The sequence below is a fragment of the Streptomyces uncialis genome (assembly GCF_001905345.1).
GTDB classification, from domain to species: domain Bacteria; phylum Actinomycetota; class Actinomycetes; order Streptomycetales; family Streptomycetaceae; genus Streptomyces; species Streptomyces uncialis.
The window spans coordinates 1,422,604-1,442,923 of the sequence record NZ_LFBV01000001.1 but is presented as its reverse complement, the minus strand read 5'-3'; the positions used below and the strand labels follow the sequence as shown (position 1 = coordinate 1,442,923).

Here is a 20,320-nt window from a genome sequence, read left to right as displayed (position 1 = left end):
GGTCGCGGGCCGGGCGGGAAGGGTCGGACCCGGTCTACGGGCGGGCGCCCGCCGCGGCGGGGGCCTGGGTCCGGTCGTGGTCGCCCGGCGCGCCGAACCAGCGGCCGAGGGCGTCCGTCAGTCCCGCCGTTCCGGACCCGCCGGAGCCGATCCAGGCGAGGTAGCCGTCCGGGCGCACCAGCGCCGCCTCGACGTCCGCGAGGGCGCCCTGGGGGCGGGACCTGGGGGTGACGACGTCGATCCGGCCGGTCCACGGCGCGGCGGCGGCGCGCAGTTCCTCGTCGTCGCGCAGGTCGAGCAGGAAGCCGCGTCCGGCGTGCAGCAGCTGGAAGGCGTTCGCCGTGCCGGACGGGGCGAAGTCGCCGGTCAGTTCGGTGTCCGGGAGCCGGCGGCCGAGCAGCGGGTGGCCGCCCGCCCCGACGTCGTAGCGGATGTCGAGGCCGGTGACCATGCCGACGAGCAGCTTCTGGACCTCCTCGTAGGCCAGCAGCTCGGTCATGACCTCGCGCATCGGGTCCAGTTCGTCGCCGCTGAGGTAGAGGATGCGCTGGGCGAGGGTGTTGGCGAGGATGCGGGCCCCGACGGGGTGCCGCTCGCCGTGGTAGGTGTCGAGGAGTTCCGTGGTGGCGTCGCCGCGCAGCGCGGCGGCGAGCTTCCAGCCGAGGTTCATCGCGTCACCGATGCCCGCGCTCATGCCCTGGGCGCCGACCGGCAGATGGATGTGCGCGGCGTCACCGAGCAGGAACACCCGGCCCTTGCGGTACTCGGCGGCCTGGCGGCTCGCGTCGGTGGTGTAGCTGGTCCACAGGGGCTTGCCGCCGCTGATGTCCTCGCCGGTGAGCCGGTTCCACGCGGCGGCGACCTCCTCGAAGGACGGCGGGCCGTCGCCCTGCCGCTCGCCGCCGCGTTCATGGACGACGACCCGGTTCATCTCGGGGCCCATCGGCAGCACCATGACCATCCCGCCCGGTACCCGCTCGCCGGAGAACCGGGGCCGCAGCTGGAGGCCGGCCACATCGGCGAACCACAGTTCGAGGGTCGGGTCGGTGCCGGGGAAGTCGACCCCGGCCAGGTTGCGGACCTTGCTCCGGCCGCCGTCGCAGCCCGCGGCGTAGCGGGCCCGCAGCCGCTTGGTGCCGTCCGGGGTGACGACGTCCAGGGTGACGCCGTCCTCGTCCTGGGTGAGCCCGGTGACCTCGTGCTCCCGGTACACCTCGGCGCCGAGCCCGGTGGCCCATCCGTTGAGCACACCCTCGGTGAGGGACTGGGGCTTGCCCCGCGCGCCGTAGGAACCGCCCTCCACCACCCGGAAGTCGATGGGCAGCCCGCCGAAGTGGCCGACGGGTATGGTCGCCAGCTCACCGAAGCCGGGCAGCAGCCCGCGCTGGTCGAACTCCTCGATGGTGCGGGCGGAGAAGCCGAGGGCGCGCGACTGCCTCATCGGCTCGGCCAGCCGGTCGAGCACGAGGGTCCGTACTCCGGCCAGGCGCAGTTCACCGGCGAGCATGAGCCCGGTGGGGCCTGCCCCCACCACGATGACATCGGCATCAAAGCCTTGCATTTCGCTTCCTCACTTCCGGATGCAGCAGTTTCCCGAGGGCTTGGTCCAGGTCTTCCTCGCTGCCGTCGGCCCAGGCGACATAGCCGTCGGGCCGCAGGAGGACGGTGGTGATGCCGGGGAGCGACCCCGACTCGTCGATGACACGCAGCACCGGGACGGGGAACCGGCCGGGGCCGGCCGCCCCGGGCGCGAGCGTCAGGAGGACGGGCCCGGGGCCCGTCGCGAGCAGCGGGCCCGTGGCCGTCCGCAGCCGCAGCCCCGCGACGCGCCGCCCGGTGAGCCCGGGTCCGGGCGGGCCGTAGCGGTCGCCGAGGTTCGACGCGGCGGCGGCCAGATGGGTACGGACCCGGTCCAGGCCGGTCAGCTCGGTGAGGACCGCGCGCAGCGGTTCGGCCCCGGAGCCGCCGAGCAGCAGGAGTTCCTGGGCGGTCACATGGGCGAGGACCCGCGCGGCGACCGGGTGCCGTTCGTCGTGGTAGGTGTCCAGCAGTCCGGGGGCCGCCAGGCCGCGCGCCGTCGCGGCGAGCTTCCAGCCGAGGTTGACGGCGTCCTGGAGGCCGGTGTTGAGGGCCTGGCCGCCGATCGGCAGATGGTGGTGGGCGGCGTCACCGGCCAGCAGCACCCGGCCCCGGCGGTAGGCGGTGGCGTGTGCGGTGGAGTTGTCGAAGGCGTCCAGCCAGACGGCCCGACCGCCGGAGATGTCCTCGCCGGTGACCCGCTCCCACCGGGCCGCGATCTCGGCGAACTCCGGGGGCCCGGTGCGTGCCGTGACGGCCCGGCCGGTGGCGTGGACCATGACGCGGGTGACGCCGTCGCGGGTCGAGGCGACCGCGAACCCGCCGGGCAGCCGCTCGAAGCGGCGGTCGCGGACGGCCAGGCCGGTCACGTCGGCGCGCAGCAGTTCCCTGGTCGGCGCGGTGGCCGTGACGGCGAACCCGGCGAGCCTGCGTACGGCGCCGCGGGCGCCGTCGCAGCCGACCACGTACCGCGCCTCGATCCGGCGGGGGCCCGCGGGGCCGTGGACCTCGCACAGGACGTGGTCCGGGCCCTCGGTCAGTCCGGTGAGTTCGGTCGAGCGCAGCACGGTCGCGCCGAGTTCCGTGGCGCGTTGTCCCAGGAACGCCTCGGTGCGGTACTGGGGCACCTTCCAGTTGCCCGCGTACGGGCTGTCCAGGGCGGACAGGTCGTACCCCAGCCCGCCGAAGTGCGCCCGTGGTTCGTGCGCGGCCTCGGCGAGCAGCGCGTCGAAACCGCGCTCGTGCAGCAGTTCGGCGGTCAGCGCGGTGAGCTGGCTCGCGCGGGACTCCGTCATCGGCTCCGCCAGCCGTTCCACGACGACGACCGGCACCCCGGCCGTCCGCAGTTCGCAGGCCAGCAGCAGTCCGACCGGTCCCGCGCCCACGACGACGACCGGGGCGGACGGTACGGGCGATGGGGCTGTTGCGACTGACGGGGCCGGTGCGACCGGTGTGGTCGCCGGGGGGCGGGTCACGGCCCTGTGCGCCCGCCGGCGGCGCCCTCGGCGAAGGCCTTCGCGGCGAGCAGCGTGACCGTGCTGTTGCCGCTGAGGGCCTTCTGGACCAGCTCCCGCGCGGTACGCACGTCCGCGTCCTGGCCGAGCACCTCATGAACGCGTTCGGTGTTGATCCGCACCGTGTGGCGCGAGGTGACGGACACACCCGCTCCGGCACGCTCCTCGATCAGCCAGCGGCCGGTGTGCAGGGTCATCAGCGCGGGCAGGACGTGCTGTTTGTAGACGATGGCGCGGTGCGGGCTGCACACGCGTACGGACCGGGTGGTGTGCGCCGAGCCGTCCTTGGTGCTGGTGTCCATCTCCAGCGTCTGGAGCCCGGGGGTGTCCTCCGTGAGCTCCACCCGGGCGACATGCGGCAGCCGTTCGGCCCACCGCTGGGCCTCGTTGAGGAAGTCGTAGACGTCCTTGGCGCTGCCGTCGACGGTCACCGAGTCCTCGAAGGTGATCAGCTGGTCCGGGCCGCCGAGTTCCGCGCGGGTCTTGAGCGCGGCCAGCTCGGAGCCGCTGTTGCGGTCGACGGCCCGGCTGATCCAGTCGAGGTCGGCGGGGTCGTCGGTCGCCGCGAAGAAGTCGTGCAGCAGCCGGACCCGGCACGCGGTCGCGGAGACCGGCTCCACCACCCATTCCCCGCCCATGCCGCCGACCGGGTGTTGGGAGCGCTCCTGGCGGAACGTGATGCTCCGGCGCTCCGGGTCGTGCTCGCGCCGGGACGTCCAGGTCTTGGCGGTGCCGTTGGCGGTCGCCCAGAGCCGGATCACCTCCGCGTTCCCGGTCCGCTCGACGCACTCGGCGTGCACGGTCGGGGGGAAGACCTCCGGCCACCCGCCGACGTCCTCGATCAACGCGTACACCTGGTCGGCGGGGGCCGCGACGTCCACGGTGTGCTCCGTGGCACGGACCGCGCTCGTAGTCACGATTCTTCTCCTCTGCGTCACGGAACGGCTAACCGGCGGAAGTCAGTTGCTGGGGACCGGAGGCGGTACCGGTATCGGGCGCGGTGTCGGAGGTGCCGGGCGCGGCCTCGGTGCCGGGGGTTCTGCCGGCCGGGCCGAACCAGCGCTCCAGGGCCTCGGTGAGGCGGCCCCCGCCGGGCGCGGCCCAGGCGACGTGTCCGTCGGGGCGGAGCAGCACCGACTCCGTCGCGGCCGGTCCTTCCTCGGGTCCGGCCGGGAAGCCCTTCACCCGCACCACGTCGACGCGGTCGGCCCAGCCTTCGGCGGCCCGGCCGGTCCCCCCGGAGCCGTCGGCGGTGATCAGGACGCCGCGCGCCGGGTGCAGCAGCCGCGCGATCCGGTCGGTGCCGCCGTCGGCGAGTTCCAGCTCACGGTCGGCCATCCGGGCACCGGCCAGCGGGTGGCCCCGCTCCCCCACGTCGTAGCGGATGTCGAACCCGCTGACCATGCCGGACAGATGCCGGGCCACCGCCGGGAGCGCGATCAGCTCGGACATCACGTCCCGCAGCGGTGCGGCCGGGGTGCCGCTGAGGTTGAGCGTGCCCTGGGCGCGGGTGTTGCGCAGGACCCGCTCACCGACGGGGTGCCGCTCGCTGTGGTAGGTGTCGAGCAGGGCCTCGGGGGCCCGGCCGGTGACCGTCGCGGCCAGCTTCCAGCCGAGGTTGACCGCGTCCTGCACCCCGATGCTCAGCCCCTGGCCGCCGGCCGGGAGATGGATATGGGCGGCGTCCCCGGCGAGCAGCACCCGGCCGCGCCGGTACTCGGCGGCCTGCCGGGTCGCGTCGGTGAAGCTGCTCACCCAGCGGGCCTGTCCGCCGTGGATCGACTCGCCGGTGAGCCGCTGCCACGCGTCCGCCACATCGGCGAAGCCGGCCTGCCGGTCCTTGTCCGGCGGGGTGCCGTTCTCGCACACGATGATGCGGAAGAAGCCCTCCTCCAGACCGGCCGCCATCACCATGCCGTTCGGCAGCAGTTCACCGATCGGCCGTGGCCGGATACGGCAGCCGCTGACGTCGGCCAGATACATCTCGCGGGTGGCGTCGGAGCCGGGGAAGCCGAAGCCCGCGAGTTTCCTGACGGTGCTCCGGCCGCCGTCGCAGCCCACCAGATAGCGGGCCGCGTACTCGGCACGGCCGTCGGGCCCCTCCACGGTCGCGGTGACGCCGTCCCCGGTGTCGGCCAGCCCGGTCACCCGGAATCCGCGGTGCACGGACACCCCGAGCTCCAGGGCCCGCTTCTCCAGCATCTCCTCGATCTTGTACTGGGGTGCGCCGCGGACCCCGAAGTGCGAGCCCTCCAGCACCCCGTAGTCGACCGGCAGCCCGCCGAAGTGCCCCTGCCGGGTGATCTCGGTGTTCTCCAGCCGCTCCAGCAGTCCGCGCTGGTGGAACACCTCGGCGGCGCGCGCGGTGAACCCGATCCCGCGCGACTCCCAGCTGCGCTCGGCGAGCCGTTCGACGACGATGACGTCCGCGCCGCCGAGCCGGAGCTCGCTCGCGAGCATCAGCCCCGTGGGCCCGGCGCCGACAACGATCACATCCGTGTCCACTACATCCACTTCCTGTCCTCGGCTTCGAGCGGGGCATGCGCGGGGGCATGCGGGCGGGGCTGACGAGCGGTGGGGTCCGGCGCCGGGTCCCGGGGCCCGGCGCTCAGCACCAGGTACCGGGCGGCGGGAGCCGGGCCGTGGGCCCCGGGACCCGGGCCGGTGGGTCTCAGACGGGAACCGCCTCGATGATCGAGACCGGGGAGGTGGTGGCGATCGACCTGGTGACCTTCAGGCCCGCCTTGGCGAACAGCTCGGTGTACTGCGGCAGCGTGCGCTCCTTGGCACCGAGGAGCAGCAGGAGCCAGAGGTCGATGATGTTGCCGTAGTGCCGCTCGTTGTTCTCGTTGAGCACGTACTCGATCACGAGCATCTTCCCGTCGGGGGCGATCGCCTCCCGGACGTTCTTCAGCATCTGGACGCAGTCGGGCTCCGCGAAGTCGTGCAGGATGTGCTTCAGCACATACGCGTCCGCGCCCACCGGCAGCTTGTCGAAGTAGCCGCCGTTCTCGACGGTCACCCGGTCCGCGACACCGGCCGCCGTGAGCACCGCCGGGGCGTCCGCGGTGGCGGCCTCCTGGTCGAACAGGATGCCCTGGGCCCCGGTCGCCTGCCCGAGAATCGTGGACAGCAGGGTGCCGCGCCCCCCGACGACGTCCACGATCCTGCGGAACGGGGTGAAGTCGTACGCCGCGACGACCGGGTCGCATTCCGACTCGGACATGCTGCGCATGCCCCCGAAGAACTCCGCCGCGTACTCCTGGTTCGACATGAGGAATTCGTACGCGCCCTTGCCGCGCAGCTTCGGCAGGTTCGCCTCGCCGGTACGCACGGAGGAGATCAGATGACCGAATTCCTCCCAGTGCAGCGGGTGGCCCATCAGCATGGCGAGGCCGCGCATGGAGTCCGGCGCGTCCTCCCTCAGCGCCTGGGCCATCGGCGTCAGCGCGTACCGGCCGTCGGGCTGGACGGCGAACACCGAGAAGCCCGAGAGCGTGCGCAGCAGCCGGTACGTCGCGTCGGGGTCGGAGCCGACCCGCTTGGCTATGTCCTCGGCGGTCAGCGGCCCTTCGGCGAGCACATCGGCCATGCCGAGCCTCGCCGCGACGGAGATCGCCTGGGTGATCACCGAGCCTTGGATCAGATCGAGCAACGAGTACGCGGCAGACTGGTCCCGTGCGGCGGGCACTGCGGACATGGGAATACCTCCGGAATTCGTGGCCCTGAGGAATTGTCGGCCTCAGGTTGCCGACGATAGGTCGGCGGGTTCCCGCCCACAACTTCCGGATTCCCACCGCTCCCCGGTTGAACGCCTGTTACCGTCCCCGGCCGGACGCGCATTCCCGCCCCGGTTGAACACGCATTCCGCTCACCGGTTGAACGCGTATTCCTGTCGCCGGTTGAACGCGTTTCCGGTCCCGGTTGAACGCGCATTCCCGGATTCAGTGGTGACGCCGCCGTCCCCCTCTCTACTGTCTTGACACGGGCAGGCCCCAATCACCATGGAGGCAAGAAGTGTCGGACAATGTGGATCTCTGGGCGCTGAGCGATCTGGCGACCCCCTGGTGCGTGCGCGTGGTGGTGACCCTGGGCGTCGCCGAGCACATGGCGGACGGCGTCACGAAGGTCGGCGAACTGGCCCGGCGGACCGACTGCGACGGTGAGTCACTGGCCCGGGTGCTGCGCCGTCTCGTGGCGAACGGCCTCTTCGAGGAGCCCGCCGAGGACGAGTTCACGCTCAACGAGGCGGCCCGGGTCTTCCTGGAGCCCGGCCCGCTGCGCGGCGGACTCAACCTCGACGGCCACGGCGGCCGGCTGGCCGGTGCCTGGACCGGGCTGCTCGACGCCGTACGCAGTGGCCGCCCCACCTACCAGGGCGTCTTCGGGCTGCCGTTCTGGGAGGACCTGGACGCCCATCCCGGCCTCGCGGAGAGCTACGACTCGATGATGGTCGAGGGCCGTCATGTGCCGGACCCGGCGGTCCTCGTGCACGACGCCGACTGGGCGGACGTCCGCCATGTCGTGGACGTCGGCGGCGGCACCGGCGCGATGCTCGCCGAGATCCTGCGCGCCCGGCCCCATGTCCACGGCACCCTGGTCGATCTGCCCCGTACCGTCGCCCGCTCCGGGGAGATTTTCGGGCCCGCCGGGGTGGCCGACCGCGCCACGGTCGCGCCGCAGAGCTTCTTCGAACCGCTCCCCGCCGGGGCCGACGTCTATCTGATCCAGTCCGTGCTGCTGGACTGGCCCGACGAGGAGGCCACCCGGCTGCTCACCCGGTGCGCCGAGGCCGCCGCGCCGAACGGCCGGGTCGTCGTGGTCGGCGGCGTGTCCGCCGACCGGGCGGCCGGCAAGGGCGGGCTGCTGCTGATGGTGATGACCGGCGGCAAGCCGCGCAGCCTGGACGAGTTCCGGGTACTGGCCGCGGAGGCCGGGCTGACCGTCTCGGCGTCGGGCGAGAGCCCGTCCGGGCACTTCATCATCGAGAGCCGTCCGAGCTGAGAGCGCGGCACCCGGCCGGGCGCGGGCCCGTTCGACTGCCGATCCCACGCAGTCGAACGGCCCGCTCCGGCCCGCCGCAGGCCCGTCATGCCCGACGCGTCCATCACGTCAGACGCGTGCGTCACGTCCGCCACCACGTCCGCCGCCCTCGCCGTCTCACGGGAAGCGCCCGAAATCCATGAAGATCCTGTTCCTCATCACCGGCAGCCATGTGACCCTCTCCGCGGTCGCCCCGCTCGTGACGGCCGCGCAGAACGCCGGTCACGAGATCCTGCTGGCCACCAACGAGCCGCTGATGGAGGCGGCGGAGGCCATCGGGGTGCCCACGGTCTCCGTCCTGCCCGAGACGATCCGGCACTTCATGACGGCCGGCGACCCGGGCGACGCCCCCTCGGACACCCCGAACGACGCGCACGGCCCCGACACCGAAGCCGAGTTGACCACCACCGGTCACGGGCTGGCCCGGATGGCCGTCGCCGAGCTGGACACCCTGTACCGGCTGGCCGAGGACTGGCCGCCCGACCTGGTCGTCGGCAGTTCGATGAGCTACGCGGCGGGGCTGCTCGCCACCCGCCTGAAGGTCCCGTACGTCCGGCACGCCGAGTACCTGGCGATCCCGGTCACCGGCATCGACGTCGGGGCCGAGGAGGGGCTGCGGCCCGAGCTGGCACGCCTGGGGTCGGCCAGGCTACCGGAGCCCGATCTGTTCATCGATGTCTGCCCGCCTTCGCTGCGCCCGCCCGGGGCGCCGGACGCGCAGCCGATGCGGTTCATCCCGAGGAACCCCCAACGCAGGCTGAAGAGCTGGATGTACACCCGCCCGGTGGACCGTCCCCGGGTGCTCATCACCTCGGGCACCCACTTCCTGATGCTCCCCGGCGACTCGCTGCGGCTGCTGGTGGACCGGCTGACCGGGGCGGGGGCCGAGGTGGTGATCGCGGCGCCCGAAGAGGTCGCCCAGCGGCTCGGCGCCCTGCCGGACGGCGTCCGTATCGGATGGCTCCCGCTCGACGCGGTGACCCCCACCTGCGATCTCGCGGTCACCCACGGGGGCGCCACCACCGCCATGACCATCATGGCCGCGGGCGTACCGCAGCTGCTGATGCCCCCCAACACCCATACGCGGCTCATCGCCGCGGCCCTGACCGGCTCCGGTGCGGCCCTGACCGTGACACCGGACGACCATCCGGACGAGGACCCGGGCGAGCTGGTCGCCGCGGGCTGCCTGGAGATCCTCGGCACCCCCGGCTACGCACGCCGGGCCAGGGACCTCGCGGACGAGATCGCCGGGCTCCCGACACCCGCCGAGGTGGTGGGAATGATGGAGAACCTGCGCGTATCCGGAACGAGTTGAGCCGCCTGCTGACGAACACCGCTGTGAGCACACGCCACATACCTCGTGCGCGACGCGATCCGGTTCGCCCCCAACGGAGTTGAGCGGCCGGTTCTGTGTGTGGGGGATATCACCCGGCCCGCAGGGAACCCGACCGCGACCGGGGCCGGGATGGCTCGAAAGGCACCCGGCCCCCGACGGCCCCGCACCCCGCTCCCGCCCCCCTGACCGGCGGCGACCGTACCGATGTCACTCAACCGGCATGCCTGGTCACAGCGGTTTCGCCGGTCCGCGGCCGGGCCGGGCCTCCGGCGGCCCACCCGCCACCCGACGGATGGCGACAACTCGGCTTCCAAGATGGCCTGTTGCGATTGGACAGGCCACGTACCCCCATGGTTGTCTTCGCGCCACCCCCCACGCCTACTTTCTGCTGTCCGGACTCGTTCGACGAGCCCGCGCTCGACCACGGGGGTATGAATGAAGAGATTCGTCGTGATCACGGCGGCCGCGGCCGTCCTGGTGGGCGCACAGGTGGTGATACCCCAGGAGGCGCCGGCCGGACCGCGGGTGGGCACCATCGCGTGGGCCCCCTGTCCGGCCAACGACCCGCTCATGGGTGACTACCTCATGGGGCTGGAGTGCGGCTCGCTCAAGGTGCCGCTCGACCACAGCCGGCCGGAGGGCCGGAAGATCACCCTGGAACTGACGCGGGCCAAGCACACCTCACCGGCGAAGAAGTACCAGGGCGCCGTACTGCTCAACCGCGGCCAGTGGCCCGGCACCATCGGGCGCGACCTGCCCACCCGGTTCGCCGACGGCACCACCGGGCTGCCGAAGGACGTCGGCTCCACGTACGACTGGATCGGCTTCGACCCGCGCGGGGTCGGGGCCAGCGAGCCGAAGATCACCTGCGACCCGGACTATCTGTACCCGGCGAAGGCCCGGCCGGACTATGTGCCGCGCACGGCCGCGCAGGAGCGGGAATGGCTCGACCGGGCCCGCGCCTTCGCCGACAGTTGCAGCCGCAAGTACGGCGCCTCGCTCAAGCACCTCGGCACCAAGGACATGGCCCACGACATGGACCTGATCCGCCGGGCGCTGGGCCAGGAGCGGATCAACTACCTCGGCTACTCGTACGGCACGTACCTCGGTTCGGTCTACGCCACGCTGTACCCGAACCGGGTGCGCCGGATGGTGCTGGACGGTGTGGTGCGGCCGAGCACGGTCGGCTACCAGGGCGGCCTCGACCAGAACGTGGCGTTCCAGAAGCGCGCCGAGATCTACTTCGACTGGATCGCCCGGCACGACTCGGTGTACCACCTGGGCGCGACCAGGGCGGAGGTCGAGGCGAACTACTACAAGGGCATGGACAAGCTCCGTGCCGCCCCGATCGACGGGAAGATCGGTCCGGCCGAGTACAACGACATCTTCATCGTGAACGGCTACCGCACCTACATCTGGAGCTACCACGCCGAGGTGCTGGCCGACTGGGTGCTGCGGGGCAACCCGGCGGGGCTGCGGGACAACCACATGCCGGGCGACTACCGCGCGCAGAACACCTACGCGATGTACGCGGCGACCCAGTGCCGTGACTCCGCCTGGCCGCGTGACTGGCAGCGCTGGAAGACCGACCACACCCGCCAGCAGGGCGAGGGCTTCCGCTTCATGACCTGGCACAACGCCTGGTACAACGCGCCGTGCGCCTTCTGGCCGGTGACCGCGCTCCCCCGGCAGAAGCAGAACGTCGGCGCGAGCGGTGTGAACATGCTGCTGGTGCAGGCGGAGAACGACGCGGCGACCCCGGTCGCCGGCGCCCACGAGACGCACCAGCGGTTCCCCGACTCCCGGTTCGTCCTGGAGCGCGGCGGCAACTTCCACGGTACGTCCCTCACGGGCAACGCCAACCAGTGCATGAACACGTACGTCGCCGACTATCTGCGCAACGGCACCCGGCCGTCCTCGGCGGCGGGCCCGGACGCCCACTGCGAGGCGAGCCCGCCCCCGCAGCCGTCGGCCCCCACCCCGCTCGCGGCGGCGCCCGGCCTCGGCTGAGGCACGGCACCGGCACGGGCACGACAGTGACGGCCGTGGCCGCGGCGGGCGAGATGCCCGTCGCGGCCACGGCCGTCGTACGTCCGGTTCCCGGACGTGGGGGTACGTCCCTACGGGCCCGTTCCGGGCTCGAAGGCGCGCAGGATGCCGGCACTGTCGATGATGACCTCGGCCTTGACGACCATGCCGTGGCGGAACGTCCACAGATGCACGAAGCGGACGTCGAACTCACGGCCGGTGTCCCGCACCCGGCCCCACCAGTTCCCGACGACGGTCATCCGGTCGTCGCCCGTGGGCCGCATCTCGGTGACGGAGAAGCGGGTCCGCTCCAGCATCCCGAACGCGCGTGTGAAGCAGTCGACGGCACCGACCAGACCTGTGCGGGTGCCGCACGCCCAGGGCAGCGAGGGGGGCGCGACGACCTCGACCGCGGGGTCGCACAGCCCGACGAGCGCCTCCAGGTCGCACCGGTCCAGCGCCTCGTACAGACGCTTCGTCACCGTCGGCGAATGCTCCGCCATGGCATTTCCTCCGTAGTTCGGTGAGCACCGGTCCGACCGTCCCGGGCCCGTCGCGCGGCACAGCGCCGCGCAGGCTCACCGGAACGGCTCGCTTCCTCCCGGAAGCGGCCGAGCTTCTCCCGTATTGCTCAATCCCTACAACACACCCCGTCGAGAGCCGGTCGAGTACGCCTCGAACCGCGCTCGAACGGGACTTGAGCGGGCCCGTACGGGACCACGGAGGCACCGTGGACCGTGGGGGTCGGGCCTGCCGGGGCCGGTCGTCCCCGGGGAGTCCGCGGTGCGGGCGGCGGCCGTCAGCGCCCGCCCTTGCGGTCGGCGACGGCCTCGGGCAGCTCCAGTTGCGGGTCACCGGAGAGCACCGCCCGGTGAAGCCGCTGAAGGTTCTGCGACGGCTCCAGGCCCAGCTCGCTGACCAGCGCCTTGCGCAGCCGCTGGTACGACTCCAGCGCCCGCCAAGCGCCGCCGGAGCGGTGCAGTGCCAGCATGAGCTGGGCGCAGAAGTTCTCGTGCATGGGGTGCCGGGCGGTCAGGACATGCAGCTCGGGGACGAGTTCACGGTGCCGGCCGAGCCGCAGATCGGCGTCGATGCGCCGTTCCAGCGCGGCCATCCGGTTCTCCTCCATCCGCAGGACCTCCAGTTCGAGCACGGTGCCGACGCGCACGTCCACGAGGGCGGGTCCGCGCCACAGGTCCAGGGCCCGGCCGAACAGGTCGGACGCCGACGCGAAGTCTTCCTGCGCGTAGGCGGACCGGCCGGCCCGCAGCAGGCCGTCGAACTCCTGCGCGTCGACCCGGCCGGTGCCTATGTCGAGCAGATAGCCGCCGTGCTGCGTGACCAGCACGTCCTTGGGACAGCGGCCCGGTTCGCCCCGGAGCCCGGCGGCGATGTTGCGGCGCAGTTGAAGGATGTACGTCTGGAGGGTGGTCGCGGCGCTGCGCGGGACGTCGGAGCCCCAGACCTCCTCGACCAGGGTGGGCACCGTCACCACATGGCCCGTCTGCAGCGCGAGCACGGCCAGGATCTGACGGGGCTTGGTGGCACTCGGCACCAAGGACACCCCGCGTTCGTGAGCGGTCAGCGGTCCCAGTACGTTGATCTCCATATTGCTCAGTCCCCTTCGCTCCCTCCGGTCGGAGGCCGGCGGGTGTCGTCGCATGAGCCAGTGGTGATCCTGCGCCCCCTGTGCCATGTGGGCCAGGGAGCCTCTCACGGTTGCGACCATGAATTCCTCATGGTCGGAGGGTGACGGACACACTTCCCCTTCGAGCCGGTGCGGCCCAGAATCGAGCGTCGATCCGGCCACACCCCAGTAGCCGGGAATCGGCGATACGCGGACACGCCGCGGCATCGGAACGCAGGCACAGCGCACCGGAAAATCTACTGGCACACCGGCCACATGGAACACAGAGGGGCATTCAGGATGAACACGCACACCAGCACGCGGTACGCCCGGACCTCCAGCACCTCCGCCGGCCCCGACGGCCTCCGGTCCACCGGTGACGGCGGCACCGCCGCACCGGCCGTCACGATCGAGTACCTCGACTGGACGGCCGCCCCGGCGCTCGCGCTGCCGACGCTGCTGAGCCGCTCCGGCACCTCGGACCACTGACGGCGCGGACCGCCACCGCCGACCGCTGACCGACCGGCGCGCACCCGGTCACCCCCGCGCACGACCGCCGACCGCCGCACCACGAGCGAGCGGTCGGCGGTCGGCGGGCCCCGGTGAGCGGTCACCGGTCGGCAACCAGCCAACCCGCCCAACCCGCCCAGCCAACCCAGCCAGCCAGCCAGCAGAAGGGGAACCCGATGGACACGGGCGACGCCGGCACGGACGAGGGCCCGCGGATCGGCTTCCGCCGCCATCTGCGGGCGGAGGTGGTGCCCGGCGAGGCCGTGTACCTGCTGTCCGCCCGCCGGGTCATCGCCCTGCACGGCCCGCACGTACCGGCGCTGGCCCGGCTGCTCGACGGCACCCGCACCCTCCCGCGGCTGCTGCGCGACGCGGCCCGGGAAGTGCCCGCCGAGGACGCCCGGCGCGCGCTCGACGAGCTGGACCGGGCCGGACTGATCGGCCGGGTCGACACGGACGCGGCGGCCGGTGCCACCCCCCGCGCGCACGACAACGCCTGTGCCGCCCAGGCGTACTGGGAGCTGGCCGGGCTCGACGGCCCCGGTACCGAGGCCACCGTGTCGGGGTCACCCGTGGACCTCGTCACCGTGGGCCGGGCGGACCTCGCGGAGGCCCGCTCGGCCTGCGAGGCCGCCGGACTGCTGGTCGCCGGGGAGGACACCGGCCCCGCCGCCCTCGGTCTGGTGCTGTGCGACGACTACCTCGACCCCGGCCTCGCCCGGATCGACGCGGAACACCGCGCGCTGGGCCGCCCCTGGCTGCTCGCGGACCCGTACGGGGTGGAGGTACGGGTCGGACCGGTGTTCCGTCCCGACGGGCCGTGCTGGTCCTGTCTGGCGCAGCGGCTGCGGCTGCACCGCCGCGCCGAGGAGCCGCTGCGCAACGCGCTCGGGCTCAGCGGCCCCGTCGCGCGGCCCGCCACCTCGCTCCCCGCGACCCGGCTGCTCGGTCTGCACCGGGCCGCCCTGGAGGCGGTCAAATGGCTCGCCGGGGTCCGGGGCCCCGACCAGTCGGCCGTGTGCGTCGTCGACACCCTGACCCAGGGGAGCACCCACCACCCGCTGAGCCGCCGCCCCCAGTGCCCCGCGTGCGGGGACGACGGCCTGGTCGCGGCACGGGCCTGGCAGCCGGTCGTACCGCGCTCGCGCGCCAAGGCCGACCACCGGGGCGGCGACCGCGCGCTGTCCTCCGCGCAGATGCTCGCGGCGCACGGGCACCTGGTGAGCGGGGCGACCGGGGTGGTGTCCGATCTGCGCCGGCCGCCGTCGCTGCCCGACGGCGTGCACGCCTATCTCTCCGGCTGGAACCCGGCCTTCGCCCCGCGCACCCTGTCCCAACTGCGCGGCGGACTGCGGAGCATGAGCGGCGGAAAGGGCCTCACCGACACCGACGCCCGGGTCAGCGCGCTGTGCGAGGCCGTCGAGCGCTACTCCGCGACCCGGCAGGGGGACGAGGCCGTCCGGCTGGACACCTACGCCGCCCTCGGTGACGAGGCGGTCCACCCCGACGACATCCAGCTCTTCGCCGACTGGCAGTTCCGCGAGCGCGACGAATGGAACGCCGCCCACGGCGCGTTCCACCAGGTGCCGCTGCCCTTCGACGAGCACGAGCCGGTGGAGTGGACCCCCGTCTGGTCGCTGACCCACCGCAGGCACCGGCTGCTGCCCACGTCCATGCTGTACTTCGACGCCTGCCCGGACGGCCCGCCCGACGCGCTGGTCGCCGACTCCAACGGGCAGGCCGCGGGCAGCAGTCCGGAGGACGCCCTGCTCCAGGGCTTCTACGAACTGGTCGAGCGGGACGCGGTGGCCCTGTGGTGGTACAACCGCACCCGCCATCCGGCCGTCGACCTGGACGCCTTCGACGAGCCGTGGCTCGCCGCGCTGCGCGGCACGTACCGCGCGCTCGGCCGGGAGCTGTGGGCACTCGACGTCACCTCCGACCTGGGCGTCCCGGTGGTGGCCGCGGTCTCCCGGCGGACGGACCGGGCGGACGGAGCGGACCGGGCGGACGGGACCGGCCGGGCGGCGGAGGACATCCTGCTCGGCTTCGGGGCGCACCCGGACCCCCGGGTCGCGTTGCGCCGGGCCGTCACGGAGCTCGGCCAGTTCCTGCCCGCCGTACCCGGCCCGGAAACGCCCGGTGGCCGGTACGCGGCGGGTGTCCCCACCGATCTCGCCACCTGGTGGTCGGAGGCGACCGTCGTCGGCCACCCGTATCTGCGCCCCGATCCGGCCGCGCCGCCCACCCTCCCCGGGACCCACCCGTACCAGCGCCGCGACGATCTGCGCGCGGACGTCGAGGCGGTGGAGGAACTGGTGCGGGAGCGGGGCATGGAGCTGCTCGTGCTCGACCAGACCCGCCCCGACGTCGGCATTCCCGTGATGAAGGTGATCGTTCCCGGTCTGCGGCACTTCTGGGCGAGGCTCGGTCCGGGCAGGCTGTACGACGTTCCGGTGGCGCTCGGACGGCTCGGCCGGCCGCGGCGGCGCGACGAACTCAATCCGGTGTCGCTTTTTTTGTGAGCCCAGCCATCAAACGCGTTCTTCCTTCTTCCTTCTGTTCGAATCTGCTCGTTACTCTGGACGAGGCCCACGCGGACCGGCCTGTCTGAACCACCCGGTTCAGCGTCCTCTCTTGGGAGAAGCTTGTTGAACGGGGAAGTGGACCATGCTGTCGACACAGCCGACGCGCACTGCTGCGCCGTCAGCGCCCGGCGGAAGGAAGGCCCCGCTTCCGCGGACCCGCTTCTCGCCCCGACGGTCATGCCCGCGCCCCGGACGGCCCGTGCGATAACCGCGTTCGCCCTGTGCAGCCTCGGCGCCATCGCCTTCATGAATGTGTACTGGACGGGCGCCACCAGCGGTCAGTACGCGGTCTGTCTGGCCTTCGCGCTGGCCGCCATCGGCGTGAGCTTCCTGATCACCTCGCCGAAGGCGCCCTGCTGGCCCGCTTCCCACCGCTGGCTGGCCCTCGGCGTCCAGGCCGTGGCGACCCATCTGCCCTTCGCCTTCTTCGGGTTCAGCTGGGGAAGCATGGGCGGACCGCTGGCCGGGGCCGTCCTGTATCTGCTGCCGATGCGGGCGGCGGCGCCGGTCTTCGGGGTCATCGTGTCCGCGCAGGTCGGCATGGGGCTGTTCGCGGGGCACAGCCTGCTGCGGACGATCTACCTCGGGCTCGTCACGGCGTACATCGGGATGTTCCTCTACGCCCTCGCCCGGCTCACCTCCCTGGTGGTGTGGCTCGACGCCTCCCGCACCGAACGGGCCTACGCGGCGGTGACCCGGGAACGGCTGCGCTTCGCCCGGGACCTGCACGACCTGCTCGGCTACAGCCTCTCGGCCATCACCCTCAAGGCGGAGCTGGTGCACCGGCTGCTGCCGGACCGGCCGGAGCGGGCCGGTGAGGAGGTCGGGGACGTGCTCACGGTCGCCCGTCAGGCACTGGCCGATGTACGGCTGGTGGCCAGCGGTTACCGCGATCTGACCGTGGAGTCCGAGATGGCGTCGGGGACGAGCATCCTCGCCACCGCCGAGGTACGGACACTGACCACGGTGGACTGCGGTCCGCTGCACCCGGTCGTGGACACCGTGCTCGCCACGGTCCTGCGCGAGGGCATCACCAACATCCTGCGGCACAGCACCGCCCGCGAGGTCGGCATCACGGTCACCCGGTACGACGGGACCGTGCGGCTGACCCTGGTGAACGACGGGGTGCGCGGCGGTGCCACGGTCGAGGCCACCGGGACCAGGGGGAGCGGTCTCGGCAACCTCCGGCACCGGCTGGAGTCGATCGGCGGCAGCTTCCGGGCCGGTGTGGGGGCCGACGGACGGTTCGTCCTCCGCGCGCAGGCACCGGTCGACCCCGTGGGCGTACGGCCGGCGGACGGCCACCTTTCGCTGGGTGTCCCCAGCTGATGGACATCTTCAGCTGAAACGATTTCTCCGGTCCCGGACACGTACGCTGCCAACCAGACGACATCGACGGGGGACACATGTTATCGGTGCGCATCCTTCTAGCCGAAGACGTCCATATGATCAGGGGGGCCCTCGCGGCGCTGCTCGAACTGGAGCCGGGCCTGAAGGTGGTCGCTTCGGTCGAACGGGGCGACACCATCCTCGAAACGGCGCTGGAGGTCAGACCCGACGTCGCCGTCCTGGACGTCGACCTGCCCGGGAAGGACGGCCTCACGGCGGCGGCGGAACTCCACGAGAAGCTGCCCTCGTGCGGCACCCTGATCCTCACCAACCTCAACCGGCCCGGCATCTTCCGGCGGGCCATGGCCACCCGGGTCTCCGGTTTCCTGCTCAAGGACGCGCCGCCCGACCGGCTGGCCCAGGCGGTCCGATCCATCGCGGCCGGACAGCGTGTCATCGACCCCCAACTCGCGCTGGCCGCCTGGAACGCCCCGTCCTGCCCGCTCTCCCCCAGGGAGCTGCAAGTGCTGCGGCACGCCGCCGGGGGCGCCGCCGCCGCCGAGATCGCGGGCACGCTCCACCTCTCCCCCGGCACCGTCCGCAACTACCTCACGGCGATCGTCACCAAGTTCAACGCCCGCAACCGCGTGGACGCCATCCGGATAGCCGAGGAGGGCGGCTGGATACCCTGACCGCTCCCCGGCGTCCCCGCTCACGGCCCGGGGACGGCGGACCGCCGGGCCTCACCGCGCCATCGGTGCGGTGACCCGCGCGACACACCGGCCACGCTCCATGTCGACGCGCTCCGTCCCGGTCAGCCGGGCCGACCCCTCCCGGAACCGCTCACCGTCCGTCGCCCGCCCGCAGGACTGCTCGTCCCACCACCACACCAGCCCCCGGTACCGGTAGGGCCGGAGCGTGGAGCGCAGCAGTTCGGCCCCGGCGAAGCCGGGCGCGCGGGCGCAGCCGGCGACCAGCGCGCCGAAGGACTGCTCGAACTCCGCCGGTACGCCCGCCAGATCGGCGTGCAGCAGCAGCAGGAAGCCGCCGTCGTCGTGCCGCCGGTCGGGTAGCCGTCCGACGCTCAGGTACTGGTCCGGTTCCGGGTCCGCGTCCGGTGCGGCCAGGGCGTGCAGGGACCGCAGCGCGTCGGCCGACCCGTCGGCGTGCGCACCGGCGAGCAGGTCACGGGCGCGGCGCCAGCGGACGAACGTCGCGTAGGTGTCCTGGGGTCCGGCCACCCGGACCGTGACCAGCAGGTCGAACCCGGGGCTGCCGCGCAGCCCCGCCCCGTACTCCCGGTGCCGTCGGGCCACTTCCGCGGGGTCGCCCCGGGCGGTGATCCGGGTGGTCGTGAACGCCGGCGGGTCCCGCGGCGGAACCGTCATCCTCCCCGCTTTCCGGACCCGCGGGCGGATCGTTTCGTCAACGCGTTCATCATCACCACCCGTGTCGGCAGCCCGAGTTGTGCCGCTGAGCCTGTGCACAGCGCACACTCGGCGGCGGACTCCATCTTGCCCAACTCCGGGCGCCTGTAGCGCGGCGGGTTCCCGCCTACGTGCGCCGGGACGTCCCGAATGCTCAGGAACCGGCCCCGAACGGCGTGAACTCATCCGTCCACCAGTCGCGGTGGCGGTCGTACCAGGACACGACGTCGGCCAGCCCGTCCTCGAACGGCACCCGCGGGGCATAGCCCAGTTCGCGTCGGGACCTGCCGTCGTCGAGGGAGTAGCGGCGGTCGTGGCCCTTGCGGTCCTCGACGAAGCGCACCGAGTCCCAGTCGGCGCCGCACTTCTCCAGCAGCCGGGCGGTCAGTTCGCGGTTGGTCAGCTCGACACCGCCGCCGAAGTGGTAGATCTCGCCGTCCCGGCCCTTCTCCAGGGCCAGTTGCACGCCCCGGCAGTGGTCGGCGACATGCACCCACTCGCGGACGTTGCGGCCGTCGCCGTACAGCGGCACCCGCTGCCCGTTCAGCAGACCGGCGACGAAGCGCGGGATCAGCTTCTCGACGTGCTGGTAGGGACCGTAGTTGTTGGAACAGCGGGTGATCACCACCGGCAGCCCGTGGGAGCGGTGGTAGGACCGGGCGAGCAGATCGGCCGACGCCTTCGACGCGGCGTAGGGCGAGTTCGGCAGCAGCGGGTGGTCCTCCGTCCAGGAGCCCTCGGCGATCGTGCCGTACACCTCGTCGGTCGAGATCTGCACGACCCGTCCGATACCGCGCCGCAGACAGCACTCCAGCAGGGTGTGGGTGCCGAGCACATTGGTGACGGTGAACGGGGTGGCGTCGAGCAGCGACCGGTCCACATGGCTCTCCGCCGCGAAGTGGACGACCGCGTCATGGCCGGGCAGCAGGTCGAGCAGCAGGTCCGCGTCGCAGATGTCGCCCTTGACGAAGGTCAGCCGCTCCTCCCCGAGCGGCAGATTCGCCAGATTGCCCGCATAGGTGAGCTTGTCGAGGACGGTGACCTTGGTGTCCTCGTGGCCCGGGTACGAGCCGTCGAGGACACTGCGCACATATTGCGAGCCGACGAATCCGGCCCCACCGGTGACGAGTATTCTCATAACCCGATCAGCGCTCCGATCTCAGCGGCCGTGCCGGAAAGGAATTCCGCGTACCCGAGCGTCGGTGAACACGGCGGACACCCGGTGGAGTGCCGCTGGAACCGGTACCGCACAAGCCGCTCTCGACCGGGGTACGAGGAACGTACGGAATGCTCCTGTGCCGGGGAGAACCCGTGTGAAGCCGGACCGCGGGACCCACGGC

The 20,320-nt window shown here is 72.5% G+C and carries 16 protein-coding genes; 7 read left to right on the top strand and 9 right to left on the bottom strand.

Annotation, left to right across the window (positions count from 1 at the left end):
• Positions 1–34: 34 nt before the first annotated feature.
• From AB852_RS06230 to AB852_RS06210, 5 genes are all read right to left on the bottom strand, one after another.
• Entirely contained in the window at positions 35–1,561 is a 1,527-nt protein-coding gene (locus AB852_RS06230; protein WP_073784367.1) for an FAD-dependent monooxygenase, read from the bottom strand.
• Complete coding sequence (locus AB852_RS06225; protein ID WP_079184322.1) at positions 1,548–3,053, bottom strand: FAD-dependent monooxygenase; 1,506 nt, start codon at positions 3,051–3,053, stop codon at positions 1,548–1,550. The genes AB852_RS06230 and AB852_RS06225 overlap by 14 nt, the downstream gene beginning before the upstream one ends.
• Positions 3,050–4,009, bottom strand: a complete 960-nt coding sequence (locus tag AB852_RS06220) for an aromatase/cyclase (protein ID WP_073784363.1) — start codon at positions 4,007–4,009, stop codon at positions 3,050–3,052. Before AB852_RS06220 ends, AB852_RS06225 begins: the two co-directional genes overlap by 4 nt.
• A 28-nt stretch (positions 4,010–4,037) precedes the next feature.
• Positions 4,038–5,597, bottom strand: a complete 1,560-nt coding sequence (locus tag AB852_RS06215) for an FAD-dependent monooxygenase (protein WP_079184321.1) — start codon at positions 5,595–5,597, stop codon at positions 4,038–4,040.
• 166 nt (positions 5,598–5,763) lie between these two features.
• Complete coding sequence (locus tag AB852_RS06210) at positions 5,764–6,792, bottom strand: methyltransferase (protein WP_073784362.1); 1,029 nt, start codon at positions 6,790–6,792, stop codon at positions 5,764–5,766.
• Between the two features lie 317 nt (positions 6,793–7,109).
• Here AB852_RS06210 and AB852_RS06205 point away from each other — a divergent pair, with 317 nt between their 5' ends.
• From AB852_RS06205 to AB852_RS06195, 3 genes are all read left to right on the top strand, one after another.
• Positions 7,110–8,096, top strand: a complete 987-nt coding sequence (locus tag AB852_RS06205; RefSeq protein WP_218623232.1) for a methyltransferase — start codon at positions 7,110–7,112, stop codon at positions 8,094–8,096.
• Positions 8,097–8,274: 178 nt separating this feature from the next.
• The gene (locus AB852_RS06200) at positions 8,275–9,450 is read left to right on the top strand and encodes a glycosyltransferase (protein ID WP_073784359.1); all 1,176 of its coding nucleotides are present in this window, start codon (positions 8,275–8,277) and stop codon (positions 9,448–9,450) included.
• Positions 9,451–9,906: 456 nt separating this feature from the next.
• Positions 9,907–11,481, top strand: coding sequence for an alpha/beta hydrolase (locus tag AB852_RS06195; protein WP_073784357.1), 1,575 nt, complete (start codon positions 9,907–9,909; stop codon positions 11,479–11,481).
• 110 nt (positions 11,482–11,591) lie between these two features.
• On the opposite strand, the gene AB852_RS06190 is transcribed toward AB852_RS06195, so the two are convergent.
• Both AB852_RS06190 and AB852_RS06185 read right to left on the bottom strand, forming a co-directional pair.
• Positions 11,592–12,002, bottom strand: a complete 411-nt coding sequence (locus AB852_RS06190; protein ID WP_073784354.1) for a nuclear transport factor 2 family protein — start codon at positions 12,000–12,002, stop codon at positions 11,592–11,594.
• Between the two features lie 296 nt (positions 12,003–12,298).
• Positions 12,299–13,108: an AfsR/SARP family transcriptional regulator gene (locus AB852_RS06185; RefSeq protein ID WP_073784352.1), complete on the bottom strand. Its 810-nt coding sequence runs from the start codon at positions 13,106–13,108 to the stop codon at positions 12,299–12,301.
• A gap of 318 nt (positions 13,109–13,426) precedes the next feature.
• On the opposite strand from AB852_RS06185, the gene AB852_RS06180 reads away from it, so the two are divergent.
• The 4 genes from AB852_RS06180 to AB852_RS06165 all read left to right on the top strand — a co-directional run bounded on the left by AB852_RS06180 (position 13,427) and on the right by AB852_RS06165 (position 18,245).
• On the top strand, positions 13,427–13,615 hold the full coding sequence (locus tag AB852_RS06180) for a hypothetical protein (protein ID WP_073784350.1): 189 nt from the start codon (positions 13,427–13,429) through the stop codon (positions 13,613–13,615).
• 197 nt (positions 13,616–13,812) lie between these two features.
• Positions 13,813–16,161: a TOMM precursor leader peptide-binding protein gene (locus AB852_RS06175; RefSeq protein WP_073784348.1), complete on the top strand. Its 2,349-nt coding sequence runs from the start codon at positions 13,813–13,815 to the stop codon at positions 16,159–16,161.
• A gap of 126 nt (positions 16,162–16,287) precedes the next feature.
• Entirely contained in the window at positions 16,288–17,553 is a 1,266-nt protein-coding gene (locus tag AB852_RS06170; RefSeq protein ID WP_245876617.1) for a sensor histidine kinase, read from the top strand.
• A 77-nt stretch (positions 17,554–17,630) separates the two neighbouring features.
• On the top strand, positions 17,631–18,245 hold the full coding sequence (locus tag AB852_RS06165; protein ID WP_073784346.1) for a response regulator transcription factor: 615 nt from the start codon (positions 17,631–17,633) through the stop codon (positions 18,243–18,245).
• A gap of 51 nt (positions 18,246–18,296) precedes the next feature.
• On the opposite strand, the gene AB852_RS06160 is transcribed toward AB852_RS06165, so the two are convergent.
• Complete coding sequence (locus AB852_RS06160) at positions 18,297–18,941, bottom strand: antibiotic biosynthesis monooxygenase family protein (protein ID WP_073784344.1); 645 nt, start codon at positions 18,939–18,941, stop codon at positions 18,297–18,299.
• A gap of 193 nt (positions 18,942–19,134) precedes the next feature.
• Positions 19,135–20,118, bottom strand: a complete 984-nt coding sequence (rfbB, locus tag AB852_RS06155; protein WP_073784341.1) for a dTDP-glucose 4,6-dehydratase — start codon at positions 20,116–20,118, stop codon at positions 19,135–19,137.
• Positions 20,119–20,320: the final 202 nt, after the last annotated feature.

Excerpts from the sequence above, each read along its gene's own strand:
- AB852_RS06230 (WP_073784367.1), bottom strand. The coding sequence starts at position 1,561 with ATGCAAGGCTTTGATGCCGATGTCATCGTGGTGGGGGCAGGCCCCACC.
- AB852_RS06210 (WP_073784362.1), bottom strand. The coding sequence starts at position 6,792 with ATGTCCGCAGTGCCCGCCGCACGGGACCAGTCTGCCGCGTACTCGTTG.
- AB852_RS06200 (WP_073784359.1), top strand. The coding sequence starts at position 8,275 with ATGAAGATCCTGTTCCTCATCACCGGCAGCCATGTGACCCTCTCCGCG.
- AB852_RS06195 (WP_073784357.1), top strand. The coding sequence starts at position 9,907 with ATGAAGAGATTCGTCGTGATCACGGCGGCCGCGGCCGTCCTGGTGGGC.
- AB852_RS06190 (WP_073784354.1), bottom strand. The coding sequence starts at position 12,002 with ATGGCGGAGCATTCGCCGACGGTGACGAAGCGTCTGTACGAGGCGCTG.
- AB852_RS06185 (WP_073784352.1), bottom strand. The coding sequence starts at position 13,108 with ATGGAGATCAACGTACTGGGACCGCTGACCGCTCACGAACGCGGGGTG.
- AB852_RS06180 (WP_073784350.1), top strand. The coding sequence starts at position 13,427 with ATGAACACGCACACCAGCACGCGGTACGCCCGGACCTCCAGCACCTCC.
- AB852_RS06175 (WP_073784348.1), top strand. The coding sequence starts at position 13,813 with ATGGACACGGGCGACGCCGGCACGGACGAGGGCCCGCGGATCGGCTTC.
- AB852_RS06165 (WP_073784346.1), top strand. The coding sequence starts at position 17,631 with ATGTTATCGGTGCGCATCCTTCTAGCCGAAGACGTCCATATGATCAGG.
- AB852_RS06160 (WP_073784344.1), bottom strand. The coding sequence starts at position 18,941 with ATGACGGTTCCGCCGCGGGACCCGCCGGCGTTCACGACCACCCGGATC.
- rfbB (WP_073784341.1), bottom strand. The coding sequence starts at position 20,118 with ATGAGAATACTCGTCACCGGTGGGGCCGGATTCGTCGGCTCGCAATAT.